Source organism: Phytobacter palmae (assembly GCF_039409775.1).
GTDB lineage: Bacteria > Pseudomonadota > Gammaproteobacteria > Enterobacterales > Enterobacteriaceae > Phytobacter > Phytobacter palmae.
The window spans coordinates 178,966-193,998 of the sequence record NZ_JBCIVJ010000007.1 but is presented as its reverse complement, the minus strand read 5'-3'; the positions used below and the strand labels follow the sequence as shown (position 1 = coordinate 193,998).

At 52.7% G+C, this 15,033-nt stretch carries 15 protein-coding genes; 6 read left to right on the top strand and 9 right to left on the bottom strand.

The annotated features are described in order from the left end of the window. Positions 1-47 precede the first annotated feature (47 nt). Genes AAIG39_RS11250 through AAIG39_RS11240 form a run of 3 tightly spaced genes read right to left on the bottom strand, consistent with a single transcriptional unit; the run spans position 48 to position 3,164 of the window. Positions 48-911: an efflux RND transporter periplasmic adaptor subunit gene (locus AAIG39_RS11250; RefSeq protein WP_090084125.1), complete on the bottom strand. Its 864-nt coding sequence runs from the start codon at positions 909-911 to the stop codon at positions 48-50. Continuing rightward, entirely contained in the window at positions 908-1,123 is a 216-nt protein-coding gene (locus AAIG39_RS11245) for a DUF1656 domain-containing protein (RefSeq protein WP_090084127.1), read from the bottom strand. The genes AAIG39_RS11250 and AAIG39_RS11245 overlap by 4 nt, the downstream gene beginning before the upstream one ends. Further along, positions 1,113-3,164, bottom strand: a complete 2,052-nt coding sequence (locus AAIG39_RS11240) for an FUSC family protein (RefSeq protein ID WP_343193873.1) — start codon at positions 3,162-3,164, stop codon at positions 1,113-1,115. The genes AAIG39_RS11245 and AAIG39_RS11240 overlap by 11 nt, the downstream gene beginning before the upstream one ends. Positions 3,165-3,241: 77 nt before the next feature. Here AAIG39_RS11240 and AAIG39_RS11235 point away from each other — a divergent pair, with 77 nt between their 5' ends. The 5 genes from AAIG39_RS11235 (at position 3,242) to AAIG39_RS11215 (ending at position 8,680) form a co-directional block, all read left to right on the top strand. Next, positions 3,242-4,036, top strand: a complete 795-nt coding sequence (locus AAIG39_RS11235) for an AraC family transcriptional regulator (protein WP_249572288.1) — start codon at positions 3,242-3,244, stop codon at positions 4,034-4,036. 237 nt (positions 4,037-4,273) lie between these two features. Continuing rightward, positions 4,274-5,386 carry an FIST N-terminal domain-containing protein gene (locus tag AAIG39_RS11230; protein WP_249572287.1) on the top strand — a complete coding sequence of 371 codons (1,113 nt, stop codon included), beginning with the start codon at positions 4,274-4,276 and terminating at the stop codon, positions 5,384-5,386. Positions 5,387-5,389: 3 nt separating this feature from the next. Beyond that, entirely contained in the window at positions 5,390-6,484 is a 1,095-nt protein-coding gene (locus tag AAIG39_RS11225; protein ID WP_343193872.1) for a sensor histidine kinase, read from the top strand. Between the two features lie 5 nt (positions 6,485-6,489). After that, positions 6,490-7,551 (top strand): HDOD domain-containing protein, encoded by a 1,062-nt coding sequence (locus AAIG39_RS11220; RefSeq protein WP_343193871.1) that lies wholly within the window; start codon positions 6,490-6,492, stop codon positions 7,549-7,551. Next, positions 7,544-8,680, top strand: coding sequence for a response regulator (locus tag AAIG39_RS11215; RefSeq protein ID WP_090084137.1), 1,137 nt, complete (start codon positions 7,544-7,546; stop codon positions 8,678-8,680). The genes AAIG39_RS11220 and AAIG39_RS11215 overlap by 8 nt, the downstream gene beginning before the upstream one ends. A 214-nt stretch (positions 8,681-8,894) precedes the next feature. Here AAIG39_RS11215 and cspE read toward each other — a convergent pair whose 3' ends face one another. Continuing rightward, positions 8,895-9,107, bottom strand: coding sequence for a transcription antiterminator/RNA stability regulator CspE (cspE, locus tag AAIG39_RS11210; RefSeq protein ID WP_016495754.1), 213 nt, complete (start codon positions 9,105-9,107; stop codon positions 8,895-8,897). Between the two features lie 387 nt (positions 9,108-9,494). Next, positions 9,495-10,028 carry a carboxymuconolactone decarboxylase family protein gene (locus AAIG39_RS11205; RefSeq protein WP_343193870.1) on the bottom strand — a complete coding sequence of 178 codons (534 nt, stop codon included), beginning with the start codon at positions 10,026-10,028 and terminating at the stop codon, positions 9,495-9,497. Positions 10,029-10,149: 121 nt separating this feature from the next. Between AAIG39_RS11205 and AAIG39_RS11200 the strand changes: the two genes are divergently transcribed. Beyond that, positions 10,150-11,070: an AraC family transcriptional regulator gene (locus tag AAIG39_RS11200; RefSeq protein WP_090084140.1), complete on the top strand. Its 921-nt coding sequence runs from the start codon at positions 10,150-10,152 to the stop codon at positions 11,068-11,070. Between the two features lie 43 nt (positions 11,071-11,113). Here AAIG39_RS11200 and AAIG39_RS11195 read toward each other — a convergent pair whose 3' ends face one another. The 4 genes from AAIG39_RS11195 to AAIG39_RS11180 are packed head-to-tail and all read right to left on the bottom strand — an operon-like array spanning position 11,114 to position 14,905. Then, positions 11,114-12,049 carry a GlxA family transcriptional regulator gene (locus AAIG39_RS11195; RefSeq protein ID WP_090084141.1) on the bottom strand — a complete coding sequence of 312 codons (936 nt, stop codon included), beginning with the start codon at positions 12,047-12,049 and terminating at the stop codon, positions 11,114-11,116. 10 nt (positions 12,050-12,059) lie between these two features. After that, positions 12,060-13,259: an MFS transporter gene (locus AAIG39_RS11190; RefSeq protein WP_343193869.1), complete on the bottom strand. Its 1,200-nt coding sequence runs from the start codon at positions 13,257-13,259 to the stop codon at positions 12,060-12,062. Between the two features lie 42 nt (positions 13,260-13,301). Continuing rightward, positions 13,302-14,063, bottom strand: coding sequence for an SDR family oxidoreductase (locus AAIG39_RS11185; RefSeq protein ID WP_343193897.1), 762 nt, complete (start codon positions 14,061-14,063; stop codon positions 13,302-13,304). Positions 14,064-14,089: 26 nt separating this feature from the next. Next, on the bottom strand, positions 14,090-14,905 hold the full coding sequence (locus AAIG39_RS11180; protein ID WP_343193868.1) for an SDR family NAD(P)-dependent oxidoreductase: 816 nt from the start codon (positions 14,903-14,905) through the stop codon (positions 14,090-14,092). Positions 14,906-15,033 lie beyond the last annotated feature (128 nt).

Sequence of the window (15,033 nt, the reverse complement as noted above, 5' to 3'; positions counted from 1 at the left end):
TATTCACCATTAACAGAAAGGCACCGACCCGGCGCATACCCGCGTGGTTAAGGTGCGATGGATATACTTGCTGATAATCCAGCCACTAATTCTACCCCCTGGGGCAACGTATCGATGTGAATACGCACCGGAATGCGCTGGGCCAGGCGTACCCAGTTAAATGTCGGCTCTACTTCGGGCAGGCCAAGCCCGCCCGCGTCGTCGTTATTATCACCAATCCCATGGCCGATACTCTCAACATGGCCGGTCAGTACTGGCTCGAATCCCATCAGCGCAATGTGCGCTGTATTTCCCACGCGAATATGGCGCAGTTTGGTTTCCTCAAAATAGCCCACTACCCAGAAGCTTTGAGCATCGACGATGGCGACTTTTGTTTCCCCGGCAGTCGCATAATCACCAGGGCGAAGCCTGAGATGGGTGACATAACCCGAAACCGGTGCCCGAACGGTGGCATGAGAGAGATTGAGTTCTGCCAGTTCCAGCGCGGCCAGCGCACCATGATAATTCGCTGTCGCGACACTCGCCGCGCTGTTTGTTTGCTGCAAATCCTCGCCGGATATCATGCCTTTTATCTGTGCGCGGCGTCTGGCGGCATCCTGGCGCATCAGCATTTCATGACGTTTAGCGTCGACATCAGCCTGCGCGCTGAGCAATGCCAGCGTCAACCAGTGTGGATCGATGGAATAGAGCACATCGCCGCGATTAACCCACTGATTATCTCTGACCGCCACGCTGGTAATCGGCCCTGAGACGTCCGGCGCAATTTGCACCACATCAGCACGAACCCGGCCATCACGGGTCCAGGGCGTCTGCGCATAATGTTTCCACAGCATGTAAGCCAGAATAGCTGACACGGCGGCAGCGCTGAGCGTCAGCGCGTAGCGGGCCAACAACGAGAGGAACGATTTCATGCAAATAACCCCAGTGCGTGAAGATCCTGCTGGAGCAGGAAAAAAGTGACGATATACAGTGAGAAACCAATCAGCGGGCGGCAAGGCAAACGGCAATAGAGCCTGCTGAAAGAGAGAAGCGGCACCAGTAACAGCGTGCAGGCCAGGCTAATAAGCGCAATGACCAGCAGTCCGGGGAGAAAGACGCCCCCAATGTTAATGTCATTCAGCATTCGCATGCTCCTTGTTGCTATCCTGTAGCGCGCAGTACAGGTCAACGAGCCTGTCAACAATCTGGCGCGATGGTTCATCAGCCACTGGCATGGAGAGGCTAATCGTTGACGCGATATGTTCGCGTAAGGCAATCATGTCTTTCGTGTGGATAAGCTGGTAAAGCAGGTCATTGATCTCTCTGGCGGTGCCCCTTTGCGCGTGCGAATAGCAGTGGCGTAAATGCATGACAGAGAGACCAATACGCAGATAGTGCAACATATGCTCAAGCACCTTCCCGGAGTCGTGCTGACTGCGTTGCAAACGCGGCAGTAATAATGCTGTTCTGTCTATCATCAGATTGGTCCAGTACATTTCGTCGGGTTTAAAAACACCTTTCACACTGCGCCGGATATCGCGTCGGCATAGTTTCAGCAGACGGTTAATGGCGGCATCTGCCTGCACGGTTTGCAGTAAACTCATGCTGACTACGGCAAAACCGATGGCGGAAAATAATGCAATGGCAGTATTGATAGCTGCGGCGAAGTCCCCGCTGTAATGCGCGCCCAGTTCGCAAAGAATGGGCAGAGTGAGTGTGATCCCCATGGCCATAAACGTTGTAGGCGGGCGCGCCTGCAGCGACCCGGCCAACAAATATGCCGGTGCAAGCACCGCAACCAATACCGGGAAGTCGGTCACTTGCGGAAGCAGGACAAAGCTGTAGATCAGGCTTATCAATACTCCCCAGACAGAGCCAATAATGTATTTCACAAGGTGTGGCGCCGGGGTGTCGAAACTGGCAAACAGCGTGCAGCAGACTCCAAGCACAGAGACCGCCGTTGCGCCATCGGGCCAGGCGGAGTAAATCCAGATAAGACAGCCGCTTAATATTATCGAGAAGGCGCCCAGCGCGGTGCGTGCTGCGCTAAGAGGATCACGGTGGAAAACGTAGCCTTTTGCAGCCTTTACCTCCACCAGCGCTGATGCTGGTTTCGCATGGCGAATCGCGTCAGAAAGACGTGCGCATTGCTGCAAAAGGTGGATGGCCTCTGTCAGGTGGCGCATAAAACTGACCCTTATCGCCCCCTCAAGCGTGGCAGTCTGCGAAACGTACAGCGCCGTTAACTGCTCACTGCGTTTTATTAGCCCGTCTGCGGTGATTTTTCGCTCGCTTTCCTCCCCGACGGTAAGCCAGGTATGCACATCCTGTAGCAATATCTGCAGGTCGACCGGCATCTCCTCCGGCGTCTGTAAGCGATCGCGTAATTCACAATTCACTATTAACAGGCGCGCCAGCCTGTCATGGATCGCTTTTCTTGCCAGTCGGACCGGCGCTGCAAGGGTAAAGTCATAAGGGATATGGTGGCTGATACCCTGCAAAAATTGCAGGGCCAGCGCCAGATGAAGACTATCAGAATGTTCATCGGGTTTGCCTGCAAGCGTGTCGGCCATCCTTAGCCGCGCTGAGCGTAGGGTTTGCGCTAATTTGTTGTTGAACACCCCTGAAATACGCGCAGGTAAGACATATCTGTGAACAAACGCGGCGCAGAAAATACCAATCATGATCTCCTGCACGCGAAGAATGGCGACGTTAAAAATAGTGCCGGGATCAAACACCGCAGGAAAACCAATCAGGCTCGCGGTATAACCGGCTAATACAAAAGCATACGCACGTGAAGTGCGTACAAGGAGGGATAAATAGAGGCAGAAGGTAATCCAGCCTGTGAGCATCACGCTGCAAAGTACGGGCGTGTTCACAAACGTCGGCACGATCAGAACGGTCGCCCCGGCTCCGATAACCGTCCCGGCCAGACGATAAAGGCTTCGGCTCAGTGACGCACTTACCGAGGTTTGCGAAACAATATACACGGTAATGATTGCCCAGGACGGGCGCTCAAGACCTATCGACAGTGCAATAAAATAAGCGAGCATCGCGGCGCTAAAGGTCTTTGCTGAATAGAGCAAAGCGTTAGCATCGTTTAGCAGAGCGGGTGAGGCCGCACGGCGTAACAGATCGCTGACAGCACGCAAAAAATGACAGTGAGAGAGAGCGAATGTATTCATGCCGGGAATTATTACCGGCTTGCGTATGCCATTAAATACTCTATTCTGTCAAAAAATACCTAAATGTTGCCAATCACATGAAACCGCAGTTCGTTACAACATTGTTTGACCCTGATGCCACATCTTGCCCCGCTGTGGCGCGCCATCTGGATTTTGTTGATTACGAGGCCGAAGTGCCGATGCATACGCACCGCAAAGGGCAACTGATTATTGCGCTGTATGGCGCGGTAATTTGTCGCGCGGAAAATGACATATGGATAGTGCCGCCAGATTGCGCTGTATGGATTCCCGGAGGGATCCCTCACAGCGCCAAAGCCACCTGGAATGCGCATCTCAACTATCTCTTCATTGAACCCGGTGCCGTAGCGCTTGCGCAAAAATGTTGCACGCTGGCGATTTCGCCGCTGATTAAGGAATTGGTGGATCGTTTAACGCGTGAGGGCGCTGATTACCCGCCCGATAGCCATGCGGCAAGGCTGACCAGAGTGACCCTTGACGAGTTAGCCACGATGCCGCAACAAAAATTAAGTCTGCCTGTGTCATCCAATCCCAAAATCCGTGCAATGGCTGATGCGCTGGTCAGTAACCCGGAGGATCGCAGCACCTTTAAAATATGGGCAAAACGGCTGGCGCTCAGCGAGCGATCGCTGGCCCGTCTGATGCTGCGTGAGACAGGGCTAACCTTCGGGCGATGGCGGCAACAGCTCCATCTGATTCTTGCCCTGCAGGCGCTGGCAAGTGGCGTCTCAGTACAAAATGTGGCGGCAAACCTGGGGTATGAATCGGTGAATGCTTTCATCACCATGTTCAAAAAAACGATGGGCAGCACTCCTGCGCACTATTTTGCGGAACGAAAAACGGACGTCCATTAATTAGCCAGGTTTTGTACGAAAGCTTAACAAAAGTGATCCAGACGGCGACCTGAAAAGAAAGTTAACGTGCGTCTTTGAAGCGAAATGACATGCATGTATAACTATTTAAGTAAGACAGACATGAGTGGTCTGTGGCGCCATTTATGATTCCCCTGAGTGTTGAATCCAGACGAGCATTTTTTGAATATGTACTGTTTTAAATAAACGCTATCGCTTTTCTCAGCCGGAGAATATGCCGTGAATGCCAACTTAAAATATGCCAGTAGTGAATTACGCGATCCTGTCCAGGCCGTAGCCGAATTTGCCAGCATGATTGGCCCTGAGGATATCGAAACCATCCTATTTTTTTGCTCTCCGGATTATGATCTTGAAATCTTAGGCAGCGAATTAAAAAAAACTTTTTCATGCACCCTTATAGGCTGTACCTCCTCGGGGCAAATTGGGCTGGACGGTTTCCAGCACTCCGGGATGCTGGGTCTGGGCTTAGGGCGTGATTTTCGCGCCACCGCGTTTATGATCCACCCCTTAATTGAATACTCTGCCGTTATTGCTGATATGGCTGAAAAAATCCGTTTTGACAGCGAGGCGAGGCCGAATATTAATCGCTTCGGTCTGTTGCTCGTCGATGGACTTTCGATGGCAGAAGAGCGCCTTGTCGCGAATCTTTATCAGCAGACAGGCAATGTACCTATCATCGGGGGATCGGCAGGTGATGACCTGCGTTTTGAACAAAGCTTTATTTACGACGGGAATGGCAAATTCGTATCAGATGCAGCGGTATTTGCGGTCATTGAGACCAGTTCTCCTCTCACCACCTTTAAAATTCAACATTTTATTCCCAGTGACGTGGAATTAGTCATTACAGAAGCCGATTCTGAGAAACGGATTATTTTTGAGATCAATGGCGAACCCGCGGCAAAAGTTTACGCCGAAGCCCTCGGCCTGAGCGTGGACGAGTTAACGCCCACGATATTTTCTCGTAACCCACTGGTGCTTTCATTCGGAGATGAACCTTATGTCCGCTCTATTCAAAAATGGAATGACGACTTTTCGTTAACCTGTTATTGCGCAATTGAAGAGGGGTTAATTATTTCGATTGGAATAGCGGAAGACCCCATTGAGACCTTTAAACAATCTTTTGAAAAGGTTCGTGAAATCATTCCTGATCCACGTGTCATCATCGGTTGTGATTGTATTCTTCGGCGTCTCCAGTTTGAGGAAGAAGGGCTTGAGCAACCTATCAGCGACATTATGCGGCAGAATAATGTGATCGGTTTTTCTACCTACGGTGAGCAATACAACGGGCTGCATGTAAACCAGACATTCACGGGTGTTGCTATCGGAGGATAAGTTATGTCTTCTTTTACCAAAGAACCCAATGCGAGCCTGTCTCTGGAAGATTATGAACGTAAACTTCTCGCTCGCGATAAAACGATAGATGTACTGAAGCGTCGCATCGCGCAAGAGGCCAGGCATAGCAACGCAACGCCTTTTGCTATTCTGGAACAAAATATTGGTCTGGAGAAAGTCGTTGCCCGCAAGACAATGGAACTTGAGAACGAGCGGCGTGAACTGGAAAAAGCTTTATCCGAACTGCGATTAGCGCAGGCGCAACTGTTGCAGGCGCAGAAAATGGAATCCATTGGCCAGCTTGCCGCAGGTATTGCGCATGAAATTAATACGCCGACCCAGTACGTTTCAGACAATGTTGGTTTTGTAAAAACCGCGCATTTGACGCTGACAAATGTACTGGATGCCGCGATTGCGGTGGTTGATGTGGCGCGTGTGAAGCTGGGTAATGAGCCAACGATAGAAGCATTCGACGCGGTTTTAAAACGTGCCCGAATTGATTTTCTGCGCAATCAGATCCCCTCCGCTTTAGATGAGTCCCTGGAAGGGCTTGGTCACATTGCAAAAATTGTTGCGGCCATGAAGGAGTTTTCTCACCCATCGCAAAACGAGAAAGAAGCTGTCGATATCCGTGAAGTCATCCGTACAACGGTGACAGTGGCGCGCAACGAATGGAAATATGTCGCCGATCTCGAAACCCGGATTGGCGATGATTTGCCCTTATTGCCATGTCTGCGCGATATGGTTAGTCAGGCCATACTTAATTTGGTGGTCAACGCTGCCCATGCAATTGCTGATACGCTTGAGAAAGGCGTTAAGGAAAAAGGCCGTATTGTTATCTCGGCTGAGCAAAACGGCGATCTTATGGAAATACGCGTACAGGACGATGGTAGCGGTATTCCCGCCGCCATTCGTGACCGTATTTTTGATCCCTTCTTCACGACCAAAGCCGTGGGTAAGGGCACCGGGCAGGGACTTGCCATTGTTTACTCGACGGTCGTCGACAAACACATGGGGCATATCCGCTGCGAGTCTGAGGAAGGCGTGGGGTCAACGTTTATATTGCAATTTCCGCTTCATTGCCGCAAGGAGGGTTGAACGGCATGCAGGTCATGTTTGTCGACGACGAAAACCGTATACTCTCGGGCATTGAGAGAGCCGTCATGATGCATAACCCCGACTGGGAATGTCGCTTCGCAAGCAGTGGTCCACAAGCGCTTGCCATGCTTGAAGAGACACCAGCGGATGTTGTGGTATCGGATATGCGCATGCCTTTTATGGATGGGGCTGAATTGCTCGCCCAGGTTCGCGATCGCAGGCCTGGTACGGTACGAATTATCCTCTCGGGCTATTCGGAACCCACATCAACCCAGCGTATGCTCCAGGTCGCTCACCAGTTTGTCTCTAAACCCTGTGACAGTACGGTGTTGATCGAGATGATCGAAAGCACGCTTACGCGACGCAGTGCTCTTGAGGAGCCACTGGTGATTGACAGAGTGGGGCAGCTCAGCCACCTGCCAGCAGTGCCGGAGATTATCGCTGAACTCCAACAACGCCTTTCTGACTCAGATATTCACTGTATCGCCGGACTCGTTGGACGCGATCCCGCGCTGGCGGCCAGATTTATGCAGATGGCGAATTCAGCATGGTTCACGCGAGGCGCGCACATTCACGATATCGGCAGTGCGCTCACCCAACTGGGCCTGGAACAGATAAAGTTATTCATCCAGACACCTGAATTTTTTACCGTCTGTAGCAGTGATCCCCGGGTCAATAAGTTACAACGTAACGCTTTTATCGCCTCACAACTTGCCGCCCGCATTTGTGGTCATCAGGGGCTGGAGTCGACGGCCGCACTGCTCGCCGGTATCGCTCTGCTTGTTCCTGATGCGCATGTGTCCTCAACGAGCCGCGCAACCGTGAGCGCCTATATGCTGGCGTTGTGGGGGCTGCCGGGGGATCTGGTAGACATTGTTGCCCGGCACGCGGAGCCTTCCCGCTTTGCAAATAATCTCTTTGGCGCGATCGGTGCCGTACATGTTGCGGTCGCGCTGGCGCACGACGACGTACCCGATCACGTTTATCTAGAACAGACAGGCATGCTGAACCAGCTCCCTCTGTGGCAGCAAATGCTTGCTCATATAAAGGAGACGCTTCATGACTGATACTGCCCTCGCTCGGGTGCTATGCGTGGATGATGAACCCAATGTGCTCGCCGCCATTGAACGAAACCTTTTTGGCGAATTTGAGGTAGTGGTGGCAAAGAGTGGCGAGGCGGGTCTTGACGCCGTTCGCTGGGGAGAAAAGTTTGCTGTCATCGTGTCTGATATGCGCATGCCGGGCATGGACGGGGCGACCTTTCTGGCTAAAGCGCGGGAAATTTCTCCCGATAGTGTCCGCATACTGCTTACCGGCCAGGCTGATGTGCAATCTTCCATCGCGGCTATCAATAAAGGCGCCATTTTTCGCTATCTGTGCAAGCCTTGCCCAAAAGACGAGCTGATTGCCACGCTCAATGACGCAGTGCGCCAGTATCGGCTTATCTGCGCCGAGAAAGAGTTGCTGGCCACCACCCTGACGGCTTCCGTGAAAACGCTGACCGAAGTGCTTGCAATGGTCGCGCCGTGGGCGTTTCAGCGCTCCGCTTTCGCGCAGTCATGTGTGACTCATGCGCTGTCGAAACTGGAGTGGCCCGATGAATGGATTTACACCATCGCGGCTGCGTTAAGCCAGATAGGCTGCGTCGGTATTCCTGCGGACATCGTCCAGGCAGATGCGGCCCAACGAAAACTGTCAGATGAAGAGAAAAAACTGCTGCTTGGCCATCCGGAGGTCGCTGGTCGGTTGGTTGAAAACATACCTCGCCTGGAGCTGGTGGCGGGAATTATACGTCACCAGGCGAAAGAACCGGCACCGAATGTTCCGCTGGAGGTTTTGCGAGGCGCGCATTTGTTACGTGCAGCGCTTGAACTGGAAAAATATGCTGTACGTGGCCGGAGCCTGGAGCGTCCATGGGAAATTCTGCGTGCGGCAACGCCACCATTGCCCGACTACATCATTAAGGCGTTGTCCGATTTTCGCACAAACGTCAGCGGCGTTCGTTCTGCCCATATTCGTGAATTGCTACCCGGATGGGTGGTTGAGGAAGATATCCTGACATCAAACGGGCTGATGGTATTGACCAAAGGACATGAACTTACTGACACCGCTATTTCAGCGCTTCAACGATTATTGTCTGTTAACGCCATTAAAGAGCCTATTCGCGTACGGGGAACAACGACCTCAGGGACGTAAATATAACCCTCTGTCGTTGAAAGGGGTGCAAGGGCAGAGGGGAAATTCCAGGCGCCTGGCAGGCACTGGCAGAAAATAATAAAAGCGAGACGCTGTCTGAACCGGATGCAATAAAAAAACCCGCACTCGGCGGGTTTATTTTTATCAGTAGATTTTATCTGCTCAGACTATTGTCTTCATCGCTGTTGTAAATATCACTGATAATTCGCGCAGCTTACAGCGCGGTAACGTTTCCGGCCGCAGGGCCTTTAGCGCCACTTTCGATAGTGAAGGAGACTTTCTGGCCTTCATCAAGCGTTTTGTAGCTGTCGCTCTGGATAGCAGAGAAATGGACAAATACATCTTTGCTGCCATCGTCAGGAGTGATAAAGCCAAAACCTTTATCGGAGTTAAACCATTTTACTAAACCAGTCATTTTATTAGACATAGATACTTCCTTAAATTTATGAGCCACGCAGAGTGGCGATAATGGCCTGTAATGTAAGAGTGACTTATTTGGCACTTAGGAGGAGACTCACGAAGAAGGGTATCTATGGATAACACTTGAACTGAGGACTGCTTTACTAAAACTGCTTTCATAAGGTCTGTATTCCAAACCGATGGCGCTATTAAGACATAGCGAAATTAATTAAGCAACGTTTATATTTTTTATTTTATCCACCGGCGATGTCTGACACTGCTATAACGAAACGGTGGAGCGTCTCTGTTTCTACCCGGCGCTGACCACCGTGGCGCAGGCATCGCAGTGGTGGCGGTTTATGCCAGGCAACTGCACCCGCCACCGCCACGATAAAAAAATACTGTCAGAGCCTGTTTAGTTTACGGGCGGAAAATCCACCACGGTATTATTGACCCGGTTAATCATATTGGTGAACAAAATCGCGCTGATCGCACTGATAATTTCCACCACCTGACGATCGCTAAAACCTGCCGCCAGGAAGCGGGAGACGGTTTCTTCCGCCAGTGTCCCGCGGGTTGAGACCACCGTTGAGACGAATTTTACCAGGGCATCGATACGGGCATCATCCGGATATTCTCCCCGGCGCAATGCCTGTGTTTGCGTGAGGCTGTAACCGGCCATTTTGCCCGTTAAGGTATGCGCGGCCAGGCAATAATCACAGCCGGAGAGTTCGCTTACAACCAGGTTGATGGCTTCCAGTTCTTGTTTACTAAGCGTACTTTTCGCCAGCGTGGCATTGTGTTGCAGCGCCTGGCCAAGGATCGCGGGCGCTATACCGATGGTCTGATAAGCGTTTGGCACTTTACCCATTGCGCGTTTGATCATCGTGAAAAGATCGGCGGTCTGGCCTGTGGCATTTTCGACCTGAATTGAGGTTAAACGACTCATGATTTTCTCCTGTCAGTTAATGTTAGTCACCGTATCGGCGATGGAGACATCATAGGGCGCCTGGCATGCTATTATTGGCCCCAAAGCCGCTGTTTTTTGTCTTATCGTCTCAGGAGTGGGAATGGATAACCTCAGTTCATTACTTGCAGTGCTGGCCCCGCAATGCGTTGTGAATCTTCATTGCCGGTTCAACGGACGATGGGCCGCTGACCATCAGCAACGGCCGGACGGCATTGTGCCATGGCATGTCATCATGCGGGGGGAGGCGCGCCTGCACATTGCCGGTCAAACCCTCAATGTGTGCGCAGGGGATATTCTGCTCCTCCCTCACGGCTCTCCCCATATTCTTGAAAGTCTGGTGGAGTGGGGACAGGTCGTACCGGCGCAGGGACATCACAATGGCATTCTGACGCAAGTGCGCACAGAAGGGCCGGGACCCTCCGTTGAGGTGTTGTGTGGGGAGTTCTATTTTGGCCCGGACTGTAACTGGCTATTCGCCGAAGAGAGCGAGCTTATCCATCTCCAGACTGCGGCGCGCGAAAGCTTTCCGGAGCTGGAAACGTTGCTGATGATGTTGGTTCGTGAAAGCCAGAACAGTTTGCCGGGCAGCATGGCGATGGTTAAAGGGCTGGCGAATACGCTGGTGGCGATGATGCTGCGGATTTTACTTTCGCTGCGACAGCCACCGCCGGGTATGTTGCGGCTGATGAGTGATAAGCGCCTCTCACCAGCATTATTAGCCGTCTTTGCGGACCCGGCATATCCCTGGACTCTCGAGTCTATGGCTGAGCGCTGCTTTTTATCGCGCGCCACTTTTGCCCGGCATTTTGCGCACAGTTATCACCAGACGCCACAGTTGTGGCTGACACATTTGCGCATGGCGCTCGCCTCGCGGTTGCTGATTGATGAAAGGGCGCTGGCTGTGGACGTCATTGCCGAACGCTGTGGATTTTTATCGCTGTCATCGTTCACCAAAGCCTTTAAAAAACGCTATGGCATCACCCCGGCTGTATACCGAAAGGAGAGCCAGCAAAAAACCTGAGAGCGGGTCAGCTGGCGGCGGTCAAAGAGAGGTGTGTTCAGGGCTACCTGCCCGTACGAAGGGACTGCGGCGGAATACCATAACCGCGAATAAACACTTCCCGCATATGACGCCGGTCGCGAAAACCTGCCTCACGGGCGATGGTATCCAGGGAGAGGCGGCTTTGCTCAATCATCAGTCTTGCCGCTTCAAGGCGTAATCCTTCGATAGCTTTGGCCGGAGATTTCCCCGTTTCCTGCCGAAACAGACGGCTGAGCTGACGGGCGCTGACATGCACGGCATCGGCCAGTAGCTCCACCGTCAACGTTTTGTGCAGGTTGTTGCGGGCATATTCGAGCGCGCTTTGCAGGCGATCTGAGCGCGGGGCCAGCGCCAGCATTTCTGAATGCTGCGTCTGGCCCCCTGAACGGCGCTGATTCATGACCAGTCGATGCGCCACAATACGGGCGATATCTGCGCCCAGATCTTTTTCCACCATACCGAGTGCCATATCGAGCCCCGCGGTCATTCCTGCCGAAGTCCAGATTGTGTCATCGATAATAAAGATCCGATCATCTTCAAGCTGAATACCGGGATGCAGCGTCGTTAAGCTGCGGGAGTGCGCCCAGTGAGTGGTCGCGCGTTTTTGCTCCAGAAGCCCGGCCTGCGCCAGCACAAATGCGCCGGTACAGATGCCGGCGATACGGCGCGCTTTGCGGGCGGACGTTTGCAGAAAATGGATCACCGCCGGACTTGCAGGCTCCTCAACCGGGGAAAGTACTCCTGCCACCAGCCAGGTATCTACCTGGGTTTCGTCGCTAAACTGTTCAGAATCAACGCCAATTCCTGAGGATGAGCGCACTTTGCCACCGGATTCGGAATAGACCGTCATCTGGTAAAAAGGTTTTTCAGTAATGAAGTTGGCAAACTCAAAGACCGTCAGTGTTGACAATGCCAGCATCTGAAAATGGTCAGAAATAATCAATCCTATCCGGTGCATCGCAACCTCTTTATGGCAATTCAACACTGACGCAGTGCGCAGAACGGGCACGTAGCCGCTCTGATATACCCAGGCTGGACAATGCCAGCAACAGAAACAGCATTGAGCTTATCATCACGCCGTAAAAACCGCTCACAGGATAGAGCCATGAGGCCACCGCTGAGCCAAAACCGATACCGCAGAACATAAAGGCGCTGGTTAAGGCCAGTGAAATCCCCCGCGTTTCTGCGGACGAAATTTCCACGATACGCCGCTGCTGCGTTGGCCATAACAGATCCGTTGAAAAGGCCCATACCACCAGCAAAATAAATAACCATGCCAGTTGAGCCGGTAACAGTGTCAGCAGCAGCATGTCTGCGACCAGCAACGTCATCCCGATGATCAGTAAGCGTTCAGCACTGTAAAGCCGCGCGGCACGACTGACAAAAAGATTTCCCACAATACCCGCTACGCCAATTATCGTTAAGGCAATTGAGACATCAGTGGCCTCGCCGTGCCAGCGATCGCGAATTATCGGCGAGATAAACGCATACATATCGTATACCCCGGAGGTAATAAAAAAGACCACCAAAAACGCAGACAGCGATTTACCTTCGGTCAGCACCTGGCCGACATGGCGTAAACGAATGTCGACCCCTTTTACTACATTTGGCACCACCAGCCACACACCAGCTGCCGTGAGCAGACTTACCAGCGCGACAAGGGTAAACAACATCCGTGCGCCCCAGGCATGAGCTATCCACGCGGCGAGCGGAATACCCACCATGCTTGCCATCGATACGCCCAGCAGAATCATGGCAATGGCGCTGCCACGCTCTTTGGCAGACACTAACTCCGAACCCAGCGCCACCAGTACCGGGCCAATCAGCGACGCACCCAGCCCCATCACGATGCGCGAGACAACCAGCAAGGTGTAATTCGGCGCGAGCGCAAAAATAGCCGCCCCCAGCGCGAACACCAGCATGCCTGCCAGCACCTGCGTTCTGCGCATCAACTTACCGAACATCACTTGCGCCAGCGGCGCGCCCAGCGCAAACGTCAGGCCGAAAATAGAGAGCAAGCGGGCACTTTGTGCATCGCTTAGCCCCCACTCATGGGAAATGGACGCCAGGCTGCCTGCAACGCAAAGGGAACCCGTTGCCTGAATAAAGTAAGCAACACTCAGGGCCAGGAGCGCGCGTCGTTGCGGCGTGGAAATGTGATTTTGCATCATAAACTCCAGCTAAGGGGCAGTAGTCTGCCCCGAATCAGATCACGCAACCGGGATCGGGTTTTCCACCATTGCCTGATTAAACGCATCTACCATGGCGTGTTCATTCGCACCGGGATTTGCGCGGGCAGGGAGCACGCTGTCGACAATCGCTTCGGGGTTATCCGTGGCCAGTTTTTCGAAGGTCTGCCCGATAAAGTCTGCCAGGGGCATCGCCCGGGAATCGCCGCTTTTATAGATCAGGTCGGTGTCCACCCAGGGCGGGGCGATCTCAATCACGGTTACACCTGCATCGCGGAGCAAAAAGCGCTGGGAGAGGGTGTAGGAGTGGATCGCGGCTTTGGTTGCGGAATAGAGCGCGTTTGTAACCAGTGGCAAAAAGGCCAGTATGGAACTGTTATTGATCAATACGGTATCTTTTTGCTGTTTGAGATGTTCAACAAACGCGGCGCTCACCCGAACAGTACCCAGCAGGTTGGTGTCCAGCAGCGTGGTGGCCATCTCGTCATCCAGTTCAGCGGCAGGATTATCAAACGGCATAATGCCTGCGTTATTTATCACAACGTTCAGCGTTGGATAGCGAGACAGAACCTCCCGCGCCGCGTCTTTAATACTTAAAGCACTTGTGACATCCAGTACCACGGAATCCATACCTGGATTGGCGGCAGTCACGGTGTCCAGCAGCGCCTTCCGACGACCAGAGATGATCACCTGGTTGCCAAGCTGGTGAAATTTTTCGGCCATGGCGCGACCAATACCCGAGGTGCCGCCAGTAATAAAAATGGTGTTTCCGGTGAGTTTCATCATGTCATTCCTGTTGGATTAAAGGGTTAGTGGCCTGCGCTGTCGCGGTAGCGTTCAGCCGGGATATTGCTTGAAAGGTGCGGCATCATGGCCTTGCGGCTGTTTTCCATCGCCAGCCACTCTGCTTCGTTATGCAAAGAGGGGATCGTGACAAGCTCACCCCGCACAAAGCCCATCAGCGCGGCATCCACCAGGTCATAAGCGCTCATCACTATCGATTTATCGAGTTGTTCCAGCGGAAGGCCACCGTTATCCCAGAACGGTGTTGCCGTCGCGCCCGGTAATACCGCCTGGATCTGTATCCCTTTATCGGCCAGCTCGTGGTGCAGTGACTGGCTAAAGGCCAGCACAAACGCTTTTGTTCCGCCGTAAACACCGTTCAACAATTCCGGTGCAAGGCTGACGATGGAAGAGATGTTAATGATGGCGCCGTTGCCACGCGCAACGAACCCGGGAACAACGGCATACGTCAGGCGAGTCAGAGCAATCACGTTAAGGTTAATCATCGCCTGCATCTGATCGACATCGCTGGATAACAGCGGCGTATGTGTGCCAGTGCCCGCATTGTTGACCAGCAGTGTGATGCTGGCATCGTCGCGCAGTTTTCTTTCCAGAGCGTTAAGTTGCCGGGGATCGCCAAGATCGGCGGCCACCACTTCAACATTGCGGGCCGTATCGGCAGTGATATGGCTTGCCATCTGATTCAGACGGTTGAGATTGCGGGCAACGATAATCAGGTCATAACCCATGTGCGCCAGCCTATTAGCGTAAATAGCACCGATGCCGGTTGATGCGCCGGTGATTACCGCAGTGCCTTTCCCGGGTTGTGTAGCGATGTTCATAGCAGGTTCCTTTCAGTCACATTTGATTCGATGAAAACATCATAAGTAAGAAAGGAGTGTCCTGAATGACGTTAATGGTCGTTATTTAGGACATCGTATGTCTTGCATTCGCGACATCCAGGCAGAGA